The sequence below is a fragment of the Pseudomonas sp. CFBP13528 genome (genome assembly GCF_005233615.1).
In the GTDB taxonomy this organism is placed as follows: Bacteria; Pseudomonadota; Gammaproteobacteria; order Pseudomonadales; family Pseudomonadaceae; genus Aquipseudomonas; species Aquipseudomonas fluorescens_AM.
Genome location: NZ_QGAJ01000001.1, coordinates 688773 through 703858 on the forward strand (window position 1 = coordinate 688773; position 15086 = coordinate 703858).

13 protein-coding genes are annotated in these 15086 nt (G+C 59.6%); 2 read left to right on the forward strand and 11 right to left on the reverse strand.

Features of this window, described 5'->3' with window-relative positions; translation table 11 throughout:
* Positions 1-25 precede the first annotated feature (25 nt).
* Together folB and folK are read left to right on the forward strand one after the other, a co-directional pair.
* Positions 26-379 (forward strand): dihydroneopterin aldolase, encoded by a 354-nt coding sequence (gene folB / locus PspCFBP13528_RS03230; protein ID WP_065894165.1) that lies wholly within the window; start codon positions 26-28, stop codon positions 377-379.
* Entirely contained in the window at positions 370-888 is a 519-nt protein-coding gene (gene folK, locus PspCFBP13528_RS03235; protein WP_137199632.1) for a 2-amino-4-hydroxy-6-hydroxymethyldihydropteridine diphosphokinase, read from the forward strand. The genes folB and folK overlap by 10 nt, the downstream gene beginning before the upstream one ends.
* A 71-nt stretch (positions 889-959) precedes the next feature.
* Here folK and PspCFBP13528_RS03240 read toward each other — a convergent pair whose 3' ends face one another.
* From PspCFBP13528_RS03240 to PspCFBP13528_RS03290, 11 genes are all read right to left on the reverse strand, one after another.
* Positions 960-2192, reverse strand: coding sequence for a multifunctional CCA addition/repair protein (locus PspCFBP13528_RS03240; protein WP_137199633.1), 1233 nt, complete (start codon positions 2190-2192; stop codon positions 960-962).
* Between the two features lie 63 nt (positions 2193-2255).
* Entirely contained in the window at positions 2256-3821 is a 1566-nt protein-coding gene (locus PspCFBP13528_RS03245; protein ID WP_065885501.1) for a SpoVR family protein, read from the reverse strand.
* Complete coding sequence (locus tag PspCFBP13528_RS03250) at positions 3818-5089, reverse strand: YeaH/YhbH family protein (protein ID WP_065950920.1); 1272 nt, start codon at positions 5087-5089, stop codon at positions 3818-3820. The genes PspCFBP13528_RS03245 and PspCFBP13528_RS03250 overlap by 4 nt, the downstream gene beginning before the upstream one ends.
* Positions 5090-5186: 97 nt before the next feature.
* Positions 5187-7109 carry a PrkA family serine protein kinase gene (locus PspCFBP13528_RS03255; RefSeq protein WP_065885503.1) on the reverse strand — a complete coding sequence of 641 codons (1923 nt, stop codon included), beginning with the start codon at positions 7107-7109 and terminating at the stop codon, positions 5187-5189.
* Between the two features lie 285 nt (positions 7110-7394).
* Positions 7395-7724 carry a thiosulfate sulfurtransferase GlpE gene (gene glpE / locus PspCFBP13528_RS03260; RefSeq protein WP_065950919.1) on the reverse strand — a complete coding sequence of 110 codons (330 nt, stop codon included), beginning with the start codon at positions 7722-7724 and terminating at the stop codon, positions 7395-7397.
* A gap of 9 nt (positions 7725-7733) precedes the next feature.
* Positions 7734-8585 (reverse strand): symmetrical bis(5'-nucleosyl)-tetraphosphatase, encoded by an 852-nt coding sequence (locus PspCFBP13528_RS03265; protein WP_137199634.1) that lies wholly within the window; start codon positions 8583-8585, stop codon positions 7734-7736.
* Positions 8585-8965, reverse strand: a complete 381-nt coding sequence (gene apaG / locus PspCFBP13528_RS03270; protein ID WP_065950917.1) for a Co2+/Mg2+ efflux protein ApaG — start codon at positions 8963-8965, stop codon at positions 8585-8587. Before apaG ends, PspCFBP13528_RS03265 begins: the two co-directional genes overlap by 1 nt.
* A 202-nt stretch (positions 8966-9167) precedes the next feature.
* Positions 9168-9986 carry a 16S rRNA (adenine(1518)-N(6)/adenine(1519)-N(6))-dimethyltransferase RsmA gene (rsmA, locus tag PspCFBP13528_RS03275; RefSeq protein ID WP_065950916.1) on the reverse strand — a complete coding sequence of 273 codons (819 nt, stop codon included), beginning with the start codon at positions 9984-9986 and terminating at the stop codon, positions 9168-9170.
* Positions 9983-10972: a 4-hydroxythreonine-4-phosphate dehydrogenase PdxA gene (pdxA, locus tag PspCFBP13528_RS03280; protein ID WP_137199635.1), complete on the reverse strand. Its 990-nt coding sequence runs from the start codon at positions 10970-10972 to the stop codon at positions 9983-9985. Before pdxA ends, rsmA begins: the two co-directional genes overlap by 4 nt.
* On the reverse strand, positions 10969-12303 hold the full coding sequence (locus PspCFBP13528_RS03285; protein WP_083217966.1) for a peptidylprolyl isomerase: 1335 nt from the start codon (positions 12301-12303) through the stop codon (positions 10969-10971). The genes pdxA and PspCFBP13528_RS03285 overlap by 4 nt, the downstream gene beginning before the upstream one ends.
* Positions 12284-15061, reverse strand: a complete 2778-nt coding sequence (locus PspCFBP13528_RS03290) for an LPS-assembly protein LptD (protein WP_137199636.1) — start codon at positions 15059-15061, stop codon at positions 12284-12286. Before PspCFBP13528_RS03290 ends, PspCFBP13528_RS03285 begins: the two co-directional genes overlap by 20 nt.
* Between the last annotated feature and the right edge of the window lie 25 nt (positions 15062-15086).

Below are 15086 nucleotides of genomic sequence, written 5' to 3' on the forward strand. Positions count from 1 at the left end.
CTTGTCGTGCTGCGGAGAAGAGTGCTTGGACAGAGTGTTTATCGAAGGCCTGGAAGTCGACACCGTGATCGGCGCCTACGACTGGGAGCGCGGTATCCGTCAATGCCTGCGCCTGGACCTGAGCTTTGCCTGGGACAACCGTCCGGCCGCCGCTGGTGACGACCTGAGCCTGGCGCTGGATTATGCCAGCGTGTCCGCGCGCATCCAGGCCTTTGCCGAGCAGTCCCAGTACCAACTGGTGGAAACCTTCGCCGAGCGCCTGGCCCAGGTGCTGATGAGTGAATTCCAGATTCCCTGGCTGCACCTCAAATTGACCAAGCCAGGCGCCGTCCCGGCCGCCAAGGGCGTGGGCGTGGAGATCGAGCGCGGATGTCGCTGACTCAGGTTTACCTTGGCCTTGGCAGTAATATCGAGCGCGAGCTCAATTTACGTGCCGGCCTTGATGCGCTGGCGAGCTTCTTGACGGACATGCGCTGTTCGTCGGTGTTCGAAAGCCAGCCGGTGGGTATCAAGAGCGGGCCCTTCTTCAATCTGGTGGTATCGGGCTGTACCGACCTGCCGTTGATGGAGCTGGACCGCCGGTTGAAATCCATCGAGGCCGACAATGGTCGTTATGCACCCGATCGCAAAGGCTTGCCGTTGGATATCGACGTGCTGCTGTATGGCGATCTGGTGGGGAATTTCGATGGATTGATCCTGCCGCGGGCAGAAATCCTGAAAAACGCTTTTGTGCTGTGGCCGCTGTCGATGATGGCGCCGGATCGTGTTCACCCTGAGGCGGGCAAGACCATGGCCGAGCTGTGGCGCGATGCGCAGATTGACCAGGTGCTGGCGCCTGTCGGGTTTGAATGGCAGGGCGAGCAACTCACGCCGCCAGCTCTTTTGTAGGAGCGCGCTTGCTCGCGAAAAACCTGGGGGCGCTGCGTTATCGGTGACGTTCTTCGCGAGCAAGCTCGCTCCTACAGGGGCTTGTGTTGTTCCTTGTAGGCTTTGAGTGCGTCAAGCCGTTCGCGCTTGAGCGCCTCGCCCAGCTCGGGGCCTGTGAAGCCTTTGTCCAGCAACGGTGCTACCTGCACCTCGCGCGCAACCTTCGCCGCACCACGCAGATAATCGGCCTGTGGATAAGTGCGCTGTTCAAAGCCCTTGCGACCCCGCGCATCCATCTCGCAGGCGACCACAAACTCCTCAAAGCGTTGCGGACGACGGTAGACGTCAAAACTCTGCAGCAACTCCAGTAGCGTCGAGGCCTTCAGCTCCAGGGCTCGATGGCCGTGGGTGTGATATTGGCCCACCAGCAGCGCCAGTTCCTGGCAATCCCGTGGCACTTTGAAGCGTTCATTGACGGTCTTGATCAGCTTCAAGCCCCGGTGTTCATGGGCAATATGCTGCGGCAACTTATCCACAGGTGTAAGGCCTTTGCCCAGGTCGTGCAACAGGCAGGCCCAGCGTACGGTCAACGGTTGCTTGTACAAGGCCGCCTGCTCCAGCACGCTTAACGTGTGCAGGCCCGTGTCTATCTCGGGATGATGGGCTTCGGGTTGCGGCACGCCGAACAGCGCATCCACCTCCGGCATCAAGGTTTTCAGCGCATTGCAGTCGCGCAGCACTTGGATAAACACCTGAGGTTGATCTTCCATCAATGCCCGGGAAATTTCTTTCCAGCTGCGCTCCGGGGTCAGCGCATCCAGTTCGCCGGATTCGCTGAGCTGACGCATCAGCGCAAGCGTTGGCGCAGCCACAGTGAATCCCAGGTGCGCATAACGCGCGGCGAAGCGCGCAACGCGCAGCACTCGCAAGGGATCTTCGGCGAACGCGGGCGATACGTGACGTAAAATCCGCGCGTCCAAATCGCGTTGGCCGTGGTAGGGGTCGGTCAGATTGCCGTCGTCGTCTTCAGCCATGGCATTGATGGTCAGGTCGCGACGAATCAGGTCTTCTTCCAGCGTGACCTCGGGGCTGGCGTGAAACACGAAGCCGCCGTAACCCCTGCCACTTTTCCGTTCGGTGCGGGCCAGGGCGTATTCATCGCCGTTTTTCGGGTCCAGGAACACGGGGAAGTCAGCGCCGACCGGCTTGAAGCCTTTGGCCAGCATCTCTTCGGTGGTGGCGCCGACGACGACGCGGTCGATGTCGGTGACCTTGATGCCCAGCAGGCGATCACGCACCGCGCCGCCGACTTTGTAGATTTTCATGAAAAAGCCTCCATTAGCGGCACAGGATACCGCCTGTGCCTGGCCAATGGAGGCTTTACCGTTTCAGAGATGCACGACGGCCAGGTCCAGGCGGCCGTAGTCGTTGTCGTTGTGATCACTGCGCGGTGGGACATGATGGGTTTTCATCACCTGGTCGCCCTGCAGGGTTTCCAGGTGGATATCGAAGCCCCATAGCCGGTGCAGATGCTTGAGCACTTCCTCGGTGGATTCGCCCAGGGGTTTACGGTCGTGCTGCTGGTGACGCAAGGTCAGCGAGCGATCCCCCCGCACGTCGATGCTGTAGATCTGCACGTTGGGCTCGCGATTGCCCAGGTTGTACTGCGCCGCCAGGGTCTCGCGGATAGTCCGATAGCCAGGCTCGTCATGGATTGCCGGGACTACCAGGTCCTCCTTGAGGTCGTCGTCCATGATGCTGAACAGCTTCAGATCGCGAATGACCTGGGGGGACAGGTACTGCAGGATGAAGCTCTCGTCCTTGAAACTGCTCATGGCGAACTTGATGGTGGAGAGCCAGTCGCTGCCGGCGATTTCCGGGAACCAGCGACGGTCCTCCTCGGTGGGGTGCTCGCACATGCGCCGGATGTCGCGGTACATCGCAAAGCCCAGTGCGTAAGGGTTGATGCCGTTGTAATACGGGCTATCGAACCCGGGCTGGAACACCACGCTGGTGTGGGACGTGAGGAACTCCATCATGAATCCGTCGGTGACCAGGCCTTCGTCGTACAGGTCGTTCATCAGCGTGTAATGCCAGAACGTCGCCCAGCCCTCGTTCATCACCTGAGTCTGGCGCTGTGGATAAAAGTACTGGGCGATCTTGCGCACGATGCGCACGATTTCCCGCTGCCATGGTTCCAGCAACGGGGCGTGTTTTTCCAGGAAATACAGGATGTTTTCCTGAGGTTCGGCGGGGAAGCGAGCATTGTCCTTGTCGCTGTTTTTGCCGGCACGCTTTGGAATGGTGCGCCACAGATCGTTGATCTGCTTCTGCAGGTGTTCCTCACGCTCCTGCTGGCGCAGACGTTCTTCTTCTGCCGAAATCGGATAGGGGCGTTTGTAACGGTCGACGCCGTAGTTCATCAGGGCGTGGCAGGAGTCGAGCAAGTCCTCTACCGCGTCGATGCCGTGGCGCTCCTCGCACTGCATGATGTACTGCTTGGCGAACACCAGGTAATCGATGATCGAACTGGCATCGGTCCAGGTACGGAACAGGTAGTTGCCCTTGAAAAAGCTGTTATGCCCGTAGCACGCGTGAGCCACCACCAGCGCCTGCATGCAGATGGTGTTTTCTTCCATCAGGTAGGCGATGCACGGGTCGGAGTTGATCACGATCTCGTAGGCCAGGCCCATCTGGCCGCGAGTGTAGGACTTTTCGGTGCTGAGAAAGTGTTTGCCATAGGACCAATGGTGATATCCCAGCGGCATGCCGACGGAGGCGTAGGCATCCATCATCTGTTCGGCGGTAATCACTTCGATCTGGTTGGGGTAGGTGTCCAGCGCATAACCCGCCGCGATGCGGCTGATTTCCCGGTCATAGGCCTGGATCAGTTCAAAGGTCCACTCGGACCCGGTGGAGATAGGTTGGCGCTTATGCTCTTTTTTGGCGGTCATGTCACTAACCTGCGCTGGAAGAGTTCACGGAAGACCGGGTAGATATCGCCGGCCGAGACCAATTGCTGCTGGGCGAACGTGTCGGCAAAGGCTTCACCGATGCGCTCGTATTCGAACCACAGCGCCTGGTGCTCACGGGGGGTAATTTCGACGTAGGTGTAGTACTGCACGAAAGGCATGATCTGGTTGATCAGGATATCCCGGCAGATCGGCGAATCGTCGTTCCAGTTGTCACCGTCGGACGCTTGGGCCGCATAGATGTTCCACTCATTGGCCGGGTAGCGTTCGGCCATGATTTCCTGCATCAGTTTCAGTGCGCTGGAGACGATAGTGCCGCCGGTTTCGCGCGAGTAGAAGAATTCCTCTTCGTCCACTTCCCGGGCGCTGGTGTGATGGCGTATGAACACCACGTCGATCTTGTCGTAGTTTCGTTTCAGGAACAGGTACAGCAGGATAAAGAAACGCTTGGCGATGTCCTTGGTGGCCTGGGTCATGGAACCGGACACGTCCATCAGGCAGAACATCACGGCCTTGGAGCTGGGGTTGGGGTGCTTGACCAGCAGGTTGTATTTCAAATCGAAGGTATCAAGAAACGGCACACGGTGAATGCGTGCGCTGAGTTTTTCGATTTCGGCTTCTATTTCCTGGATATCACCGAAGTTATCAGGTTCTTCACGCTTCAAGCGCGCCAACTCTTCCTTGGCATGCTTGAGTTTTGCACGGCTGCTGCCTGACAGGGCGATACGTCGGGCGTGGGCTGAGCGCAGGGTGCGGATGATGTTGATACGGGACGGGTTGCCCTCGTTGCTGATACCGGCACGTACGGTTTTGAAGGTGTCGGTACCGGTCAGGTTGCGTTTGACCAGGTTGGGCAGCTCCAGGTCCTCGAACATGAATTCCAGGAACTCCTCCTGGGTGATCTGGAACACGAACTCGTCCATGCCTTCGCCGGAATTACCGGCCTTGCCCGCGCCCTTGCCTCCACCGCCTCCTTGAGGGCGTGCAATGTGTTCACCCGTGGTGAATTCCTTGTTGCCGGGATGCACAACCGTCTGCTTGCCGCCCCGGCCGTGGTGCAGCACGGGTTCGTCGATGTCGCGTCCGGGAATGCTGATTTGTTCGCCATGCTCCATGTCGGTGATGGAGCGCCGGCTGACGGCCTCTTCAACTGCTTTTTTGATGTGGTCACGGTAACGCCGCAGGAAACGCTGGCGGTTTACCGTGCTCTTGTTCTTGCCATTGAGGCGTCGGTCGATCACATAGCTCATGGGCCCCTCCGGGGAGCTTCAAGTTGTAAGCTGCAAGCGACAAGTAAAAGCGGATCGGCTTTTACTTGCAGCTTGTAGCTAAAAGCTTGCAGCTACTTCATTGCGATTTCCGGACCCGTAGGTACCATTCCGAAAGAAGGCGTACCTGTTTGTCGGTGTAGCCGCGCTCGACCATCCGTGTGACAAAGTCGTTGTGTTTTTGCTGGTCCTCTTTGCTCGCCTTGGCGTTGAAGCTGATAACCGGCAGTAGATCCTCGGTGTTGGAGAACATTTTCTTCTCGATCACCACCCGCAGTTTCTCGTAGCTGAGCCAGGTTGGGTTCTTGCCGTTATTGTTGGCGCGGGCGCGTAGCACGAAGTTGACGATTTCGTTGCGGAAATCCTTCGGATTGCTGATGCCGGCAGGTTTTTCGATCTTCTCCAGCTCTTCGTTGAGCGCCACGCGGTTGAGGATTTCGCCGGTTTCGGGATCGCGGTATTCCTGGTCCTGAATCCAGAAGTCGGCGTACAGCACGTAGCGGTCGAAGATGTTCTGGCCGTACTCGCTGTAGGACTCCAGGTAAGCGGTCTGGATTTCCTTGCCGATGAATTCGATATAGCGCGGCGCCAGGTATTCCTTGAGGAAACGCAGATAGCGCTCGCGGGTTTCGGCCTGGAACTGTTCCTGCTCGATCTGCTGCTCCAGCACGTAGAGCAGGTGCACCGGGTTGGCGGCGATCTCGTGGGGGTCAAAGTTGAAGACTTTGGAGAGGATCTTGAACGCGAAGCGCGTCGACAGCCCGTTCATGCCTTCATCGACGCCCGCCGTGTCACGGTATTCCTGGATCGATTTGGCCTTGGGGTCGGTGTCCTTGAGGTTTTCACCATCGTACACGCGCATTTTCGAGTAGATATTCGAGTTCTCCGGCTCCTTGAGGCGCGACAGCACGGTGAACTGGGCGAGCATCTTCAGGGTGTCGGGTGCGCAATGGGCCTTGGCCAGTGAGCTGTTGAACAGCAATTTGTCGTAGATCTTGATTTCATCGCTGACCCGCAGGCAGTACGGCACCTTGACGATGTAGATACGGTCGATGAAGGCTTCGTTGTTCTTGTTGTTGCGGAAGGTGTGCCATTCCGATTCGTTGGAGTGCGCCAGCAGGATGCCGGTGAACGGAATCGCGCCCAGGCCTTCGGTACTGTTGTAGTTACCTTCCTGGGTGGCCGTGAGCAGCGGGTGCAGCACCTTGATCGGCGCCTTGAACATCTCCACGAACTCCATCAGGCCCTGGTTGGCCCGGCACAGCGCGCCCGAGTAGCTGTAGGCGTCGGCGTCGTTCTGCGGGAATTCTTCGAGTTTGCGGATATCGACCTTGCCCACCAGCGCCGATATGTCCTGGTTGTTCTCGTCGCCCGGCTCGGTCTTGGCGACGCCGATCTGGTTGAGGATCGACGGATAAAGTTTGACCACGCGGAACTGGCTGATATCGCCGCCGAACTCGGACAGGCGTTTGGTGGCCCAGGGCGACATGATGGTATTGAGGTAGCGCCGTGGGATGCCGAAGTCTTCTTCGAGGATCGCGCCGTCTTCGGTGGCGTTGAACAGGCCCAGGGGCGACTCGAACACCGGTGAGCCCTTGATCGCGTAGAAGGGCACTTTTTCGATCAGCTGTTTGAGTTTTTCAGCCAGGGACGACTTGCCGCCGCCAACGGGGCCGAGCAGGTAGAGAATCTGTTTCTTCTCTTCCAGGCCCTGGGCGGCATGGCGGAAGTAGGAGACGATCTGGTCGATGCATTCTTCCATGCCATGGAAGTCTTCAAAGGCCGGGTAGCGCCGGATCACCTTGTTGGAGAATATTCGCGACAGGCGCGAATTGTTCGAGGTGTCCACCAACTGCGGCTCGCCAATCGCCAGTAGCAGGCGTTCGGCGGCAGATGCATAGGTGCTGCGGTCCCGTTTGCACAGCTCGAGATACTCTTGAAGCGTGAGTTCTTCCTGCTGCGTGGACTCGAAACGTTGTTGGAAGTGGCTAAAGATACTCATGACGTCGTCACCTCGCTCGATACGTGGAGCCGACGCCGGATCAATCAGTCGATGCTGGCAGCCATTGGTGTTCCCCAATGGCTGTTTTCCCCCCAGAACACCCTGAAACGTTACCGATGACCCGCGCGCCGGTGTACCGGCTCTCCCCTGATTTGGATGGCCTGCGCTTAAGGATAGTTCGGAATCGGGGAGGTCAAGGCGCGATACGTAATTAGTTTGGCTGCGCCGTTCGTCAGAAGCGGCGCAAGCCCAAGCGTCACGCGGGGTAGCGGGGTGTGAAAAAAATTATTGCGAATCGCCTGAAGAAATTTCCGCAGGATAGGTCGCACGCCACAGCTCAAAGCCGCCATCCAGGCTATAAACGTCGGAGAAGCCTTGGCTGATCAGATAGGCTGCGGCGCTTTGGCTGGAGTTGCCGTGATAGCACGCCACGATCACTGGCGCGTCGAGGTCGGCGGCGCGGATAAAGTCCGCGATGTTGACGTTGTCCAGATGCTGGGCGCCGGCAATGTGGGCTGCGGCGTAAGTCGGCTGGTCACGGATATCCACAACCACGGCGCCTTGCTCGCGCAAGGCCTGGGCTTGTTCGGGAGGGATACGTTTGAATTCGCTCATGGCGGGCTCCTAGGGCTTGGCGGCGGCCGTTTGTAGGGTGGGTGCAGGGGATTCACACTGGCAACTGATACGCTCGCCGGTGTCGATGTTCATCAGGGTCATGGCGCCGCCCCACACGCAGCCGGTGTCGAGGGCGAACACGCCGGGTTCTTCACATTTGCCTTCAAGGGCGGCCCAGTGACCGAAGATGATCTTGGTGTCTCGGGTCTTGCGTTCCTTGTGGGCGAACCAGGGCCCGTAGCCGGGCAGGGCGGTGTCGGCGCCTTCCTTGCTCTTGAGGTCCAGCTTGCCCTGCGCCGTGCAGAAACGCATGCGCGTGAAATAATTGGTGATCACTCTCAGGCGGGCTACGCCGGTGAGCGCGTTGTCCCACTTCACTGGCTCGTTGCCATACATGCCGTCGAGATAGGCGGTGTACAGGTTGTCATCGGCCAGGGCGCTTTCGACTTCGGCGGCGCACTTGAGGGCTTTCTTCAAGGTCCATTGCGGTGGGATGCCGGCGTGGACCAAGGCGATGTTGCGGGCCTCGTCGTAGTGCATGAGCTTTTGTCGGCGCAACCATTCGAGCAACTGCGCCCGGTCCGGTGCTTCGAGGATTTCGCGCAGGGTGTCGCCTTTTTTCAAGCGCTCGATGTTCTGGCCGGCCGCGAGCAGGTGCAGGTCATGGTTGCCCAGCACGCAGACCAGCGAATCGCGCAGGTTATAGAGGTAGCGCAGGGTTTCCAGCGACTGCGGGCCACGATTGACCAGATCGCCGACCAGCCACAGGCGATCGTTCGCGGGGTCGAAGGCGACCCGTTCAAGCAGGCACTTGAGGGGCTCCAGGCACCCTTGCAGGTCACCGACCGCGTATGTCGCCATCAGTGCAGGGCTCCGGGCACCGCGAGGCGGAAGGGCTTGATGGTGGCGTCGAACAAATGGCCGTCGGTGGCTTTCATCTGATACGAGCCCTGCATGGTGCCAACCTTGGAGGTCATCACCGTGCCGCTGCTGTAGGTATGGCTGGCGCCGATGTCGATCACCGGTTGCTGGCCGACAACGCCCGCGCCGCGTACTTCTTCAACCTGACCATCACCGTCGGTGATCACCCAGTGGCGTGACAGCAACTTGGCCGGCACCAGCCCGTTGTTTTTCACCGTGATGGTGTAGGCAAAGGCAAAGCGGTTGAGTTCAGGTTGCGATTGGTCCGCCAGGAAGCGGGTGACGACGCTGACGTCGATCTGGTAGCGAGGATCGGACATGCAAGAGGCCTTAAAAGCAAAAGCGGAGGACAGCAGATGCGGATCAGTCTAGGCCAAGAGCAGGGCACTAGGCCAGACATGCTATCGGGTATGACGCGGTTCACAGGTGGGAGGGGGCTTGCTCCCGATAGCGGTGTACCAGTCGCTGAATATATTGGCTGGTCTACCGCAATCGGGGGCAAGCCCCCTCCCACATGTGTGCTTACACCTGGTCTGCTACTGGCGCAGGCTGGATCGCCAACTGGTCGGCCAGGCGCACGAATGCGGCCAGGTCCAGTTGCTCGGGACGCAGGCTGCCATCGACGCCGGCTGCTTCGATCTCGGCATTGCTCAACAGCGCCTTGAGCGTGTTGCGCAGGGTCTTGCGGCGTTGGTTGAACGCTTCGCGCACGACGCGCTCCAGCAGTTTGTGGTCCTTGGCCGGGTGCGGCAGTACGGCGTGCGGCACCAGGCGCACGATGGCCGAGTCGACCTTCGGCGGCGGGTTGAACGCACCCGGGCCGACGTTGAACAGGTGTTCGACGCGGCAGTGGTACTGAACCATGATCGACAGGCGGCCCCAATCGCCACCCCCTGGGCCTGCGGCCAGGCGTTCCACCACTTCTTTTTGCAGCATGAAGTGCATGTCGCGGATGATCCCGGCGTTGTTCAGCAGGTGGAATATCAGCGGGGTGGAGATGTTGTACGGCAGGTTACCGACAACGCGCAGGCTGTTGGGCGCGGCGTTGAGCGTGTTGAAGTCGAACTTCAGCGCATCGCCCTGATGCAGGTTGAAGTTGGGCTTGTCGGCAAATTGCTGATTGAGGATCGGGATCAGGTCTTTGTCCAGCTCCACCACATCCAGTTGACCGCCACTGGCCAGCAGGCCTTGGGTCAGAGCGCCCTGGCCCGGGCCGATTTCCAGCAGGCGGTCTTCTGGCTTGGCATGGATGGAGCGCAGGATGCGGTCGATCACGCCAGCGTCGTGCAGGAAGTTTTGCCCGAAGCGCTTGCGCGCCCGGTGTTGGTAATGCTCGGTCATATACGGGTCTCGGCCATCTGATAGGCGGTTTCCAGGGCCACGTGCAGGCTGCCGGTATCGATCTTGCCGCTGCCTGCCAGGTCCAGGGCAGTGCCATGGTCGACGGAGGTGCGGATGATCGGCAGGCCCAGTGTCACGTTGACTGCGGCGCCGAAGCCTTTGTATTTCAGCACGGGCAGCCCCTGGTCATGGTACATCGCCAGCACTGCGTCGCAGTGCTCCAGATATTTGGGGGTAAACAGAGTGTCTGCAGGCAATGGGCCGCGCAGGTCCATGCCTTCTTGGCGCAGGCGCTCTAATGTCGGTTCAATGATGTCGATTTCTTCATGGCCCAAATGGCCGCCTTCACCGGCGTGGGGGTTGAGCCCACAGACCAGGATGCGCGGTTGGGCAATGCCGAATTTGTGTTGCAGGTCGGCGTGCAAGATGCGCGTGACGCGTTCGATGCGCTCGGCGGTGATGGCGTCGGCGATATCGCGCAGCGGCAGATGGGTGGTGACCAGCGCGACGCGAAGGCCGCGGGTGGCCAGCATCATCACGACTTGTTCGGTCTGGGTGAGTTCGGCAAGGAATTCGGTATGGCCGGAGAAGGCGATGCCGGATTCATTGATCACGCCTTTATGGACGGGCGCGGTGATCATGCCGGCGAAGTCGCCGTCGATGCAGCCTTGCCCGGCACGGGTCAGGGTTTCCAGGACAAAGGCGGCATTGGCCTTGTCCAGTTGCCCGGCGACGACCCTGGCGTGCAAAGGGGTGTCCCACACGTACAGGCTGCCCGCCGGCGCCGGCAGGTCGGGCCAGTTGTCCGGTGCGACGCTCAGCAGGTTGACGGCCACACCCAGTTGCGCGGCCCGCTCAAGGAGCAGGTCGCGGCTGGTAATGGCAATCAGGGGATGTGGCTGGGGTTGCGAGGCGAGCAGCAGGCACAGGTCTGGACCAATGCCGGCCGGCTCGCCGGGTGTTACCGCGAAACGCTGGGGTTTCACTGGGCTGCCTGGTCGGTGCCTGTTTGCTCGGCGCCTGGCAGCTTGTTTTCTACGTAGGCTTCGTCACGGATCTGACGCAACCAGGTTTGCAGCTCTTCGTCGTACTTGCGGTTGCGCAGTACGGTCAGGGCTTGCTGTTCGCGGGCCTGGTTGGTGTTGTCGGTGGCGCGACGGCCAAGGACTTCCAGTACATGCCAGCCGTATTGGGTCTTGAACGGCTTGGACAGCACGCCTTGCGGCGTATCGGCCATCACTTGCTGGAACTCGGGCACCAGGGCTTTCGGGTCGATCCAGTTCAGGTCGCCGCCGTTGAGGGCCGAGCCTGGGTCTTCCGAGAAACTCTTGGCCAGGGTGGCGAAGTCTTCACCGCTTTCGATGCGGTCATAGATCTTCTGGGCCAGCTCCTTGGTTTGTGCCTCGGTGCGGATTTCGCTCGGTTTGACCAGGATGTGACGAACGTGTACTTCGTCTTTCAGCGAGGTCTCGCCGCCGCGCTTGCCGAGCAGCTTGAGGATGATAAAACCGCCTGGGGTACGCGCCGGTTGAGTGATGTCACCCACGTTCATGGCACTGAGCTCACGGTCGAACGGCGGTGGCAGTTGTGCGGCTTTACGCCAGCCCATGTCACCACCGTCGAGCGCGTTGTCGCTGCCGGACTGGGCAATCGCCATCTGCGCGAAATCAGCGCCCGCCTTGAGGCGGTCGTAGATCGCCTGGGTTTTGGCCGCAGCGGCATTGAGCTGCTCGGCGTTGGCACTGTCTGGCGTCGGGATCAGGATATTGGCCAGGTGCAGCTCTTCGGAGAGTTGCATCTTGCCCAGGTCCGAGGCCAGGAAGTTCTTCACTTCCTGCTCCGACACCTGAACCCGCTCCGCTACGCGGCGTTGGCGTACACGGCTGATGATCATTTCCCGCTTGATCTGGTCACGCGCGTCCTCATAGGACAGGCCATCGTGCGCCAGGGCTGCGCGGAACTGATCGATGCTCATGTTGTTACGTTGAGCGATGGTACCGACGGCCTGGTTCAGCTCTTCGTCCGAAATACGGATGCCGGAGCGTTCGCCGATCTGCAGTTGCAGGTTTTCGACGATGAGGCGTTCCAGCACCTGGGGTTCCAGGACGCTGGTCGGCGGTACCCCACCGCCACGCTTGGCGATGGTTTGCTGAACTTCCTTGACCCGTTGGTCCAGCTGGCTCTGCATGATCACGTCGTTATCGACGATGGCTGCGACTTTATCCAGCTGTTGCACCGCGGCATGCGCCGAGGCGGCACCCAGGAACAGCGCGCCCAGCACTAGCGGGCGCAAACACTCAGAAAGCTTTGTCTTCACGTTCACGATAACCTTCAATGCCTTTGTCGAGGAAGCTCTCTACCTTGGCGCCGGTCAGGCCGCCGAGTCCTTTAAGGACGATCTGGAAGAAGAGCCCGTGGTCACCCTTTTCGTTAAGGGGGGCGATCTGGGTATATTCGTCGTTGGAAACCCAATAACGGTTGATCACGCGCAGTTTCCAGCAGCAGTTGTCGTACTCGAAACCACCAAAGGCTTCCAGGGTACGGTTGCGTGCATAGTCATACTGCCAGCGGGTGATCAGGTTCCACTGTGGAATGATCGGCCACATCATCGAGAAGTCGTGTTGCTGGATTTTGTAGTAATCCTTCACGTAGTTCTCTTCGCCTGGCCTGCCGTAGTCGCCACCGAACTGCCATCTGTTGGTCAGCTGGTTATAGACGACCTGGTCGTTGCGATAGCGATAACCGAGGTTGATAACCTTGTTCGGGTCGTTCTCCGGCTGGTAGTGGAACATCGCGCTGCCGGACCGTGGAGAGTGGCTCTCGGGATCCCAGTTGTAGTCGGCTGTGGCGCGCCAGTCGCGGTTGAAGTGGAATTCGTATTCCAGCGCGATAGGCGATACGTCGGTACGCGCGTCATCACGATCGGCGGCCAATACGCCTGGCAGTTGAACCTCACGGTCCTTGAAGTACACGGCCTGACCTACCGAAACACGTTGGCGCTCAAAACCGTTATCTTCGATCCAGCGGCTGGTTACGCCCAGGGACAGCTTGTTCTCGTCACCGATCCGGTCGGAACCGCTGAAGCGGTTGTCGCGGAACAATGAGGAATAGCTGAACGAGTATTCGCTGGTATCAAACACCGGAATATCGCTCTGGTCCTTGTTTGGTACGTAGAGGTAGTAGGCTCGCGGTTCGAGGGTCTGGTTGAAGTCCTTGCCGAACAAATTGGTTCTGCGGTCGAAGTACAGGCCGCTGTCTACGCTGGCTACAGGTATTGCGCGGTCCTGGGAGCTCTTGAAAGTTTGACCGGCAAGGGCCATTTGGCTCTTGCCTGTACCATCCAGGTCAAGATCGTACTTGGTGTAGACGTATTTGAGCTTCGGCGTAATAAAACCGTAAGTCCAGTTCATCGGGTATTCGACGGCTGGCGCAACGTTCAGGCGAGTACCGTTCGCACGGGTAAGCCCCAGTACGTTGCTATCCAGGCGAGGTGAAACCAAGCCGTTTTCGTCGGTGAACGTACCGCTCTGCAAGTCACGATCAAAGCGTACGGCTTCGGTTTCATAACTGAAGTTCAAGCCGCCCGGATGAAACGGCAGTTGGCCGTTCAGCGTGAGCTGCGGCAACCGGTCATACGGCGTGATCTGAGAGATTGTGGACAGTTGGTACGCTTGGACATTCAAGCGAGCCTGATAAGAGTCGCCGCGATACGTCAGGGAACCCTGCTGGTTCAGGAAGTCCTGGTTCTCTACACCTTCCTCGAACGACTTCAGATCCTGGAAGTAATAAGGGTCGCTGATCTTGGTGTAGTCCACCTGGGACGTCAGGCGCGAATCCAACCCGCCCCTGTGCTGCCAGTTGAGCATGTAACGGGTTTTTTCGTAATCGGTCTGGTTCTTGCGCTCGTCGTTATCGTCGTTCAGGTACGCCCCGCCGAACTGGCCTTCGCTGGACTTGGTGAGGTAGCGGAATTCGCCTTCCATCAACAGGCCGCGCTTGGTCATGTATTGCGGGTACAACGTGGCGTCGTAGTTCGGTGCCAGGTTGAAGTAGTACGGCGTCACGAGGGTAAAGCCAGTTTCACTGCCGGTGCTGAAGCTCGGCGGCAGGAAGCCGGATTGACGGCGGTCGTCAATCGGGAAGTAGATGTAAGGGGTGTACAGGATCGGGATGTTCTTGACCCGCAACGTCGCGTTGGTGGCGGTACCGAAACCGGTGGCCGGGTTCAACGTGATGTTGTTGCCCTTGAGCTGCCAGGCGTTGCTGTCCGGCTCGCAGGTGGTGTACGTACCGTCCTTGAGGCGGATGATCGCATTCTCGGCACGCTTGGCGTACAGCGCGTTACCGCGGATACGCGACTTGTGCATCACGTACTCGGCGTTGTCGATCTGGGCCGCGCCGGTATCGAGCTGGACCTGGGCACGGTCGCCCACGATCAGCGCGCCGTTGTCGCGCAGGCGCACGTTGCCGTTCAGCTCGCCACGGTTCTCGGCCTGGTACAGGCTGGCTTCGTCGGACTCCAGTTGCATGCTGCCCTGGCGCATGACGACGTCACCGGCCAGTGTGGCAACCTGCTGTTCCTGCTCGTAACGAGAGGCCTTGGCACCGATGAAAGTCGGCGCATCGCTCTTGTTCGTCTTGTCGTTCATGCCAGGACGCGTCGGCTCGATGTAGGAGCCGCCGCAGTAAGGGCCGGTTTCGGCCAGCTGTGCTGCGGTCAGTTTCTCGCGAGGCACCCAGTCCAGGTGGCTGTAGTCTTTGCTGCGCGAACGCAGCCCACGGCCCTTGGCTTCGGTGACCAGCATGGTCTTGGGCTCGGCGTCGACGCTGCCGCCAGCTTCGCCCTGCGGCGTGCTGTTGGCCGAGCTGACGGCAGAACCGTCATGCACCGGGCGCGGTGGCAATGGGGCGGCGGCCGTCTTCGGCGCGCAATCCCAGGCACCCGAAGCAGAGACTGAGCAGTCATACTGTTCCGCGGCGACCACGAATGAGGTGGCGAAAGGTTGCAAGGCCAGCAGACTGCCGGTTACCAGCAACGGAAATTTTCTACGAAACGCGGGGGATTTCAATGCCATCTTATTAGTCCGGGCTTCCTGCGTG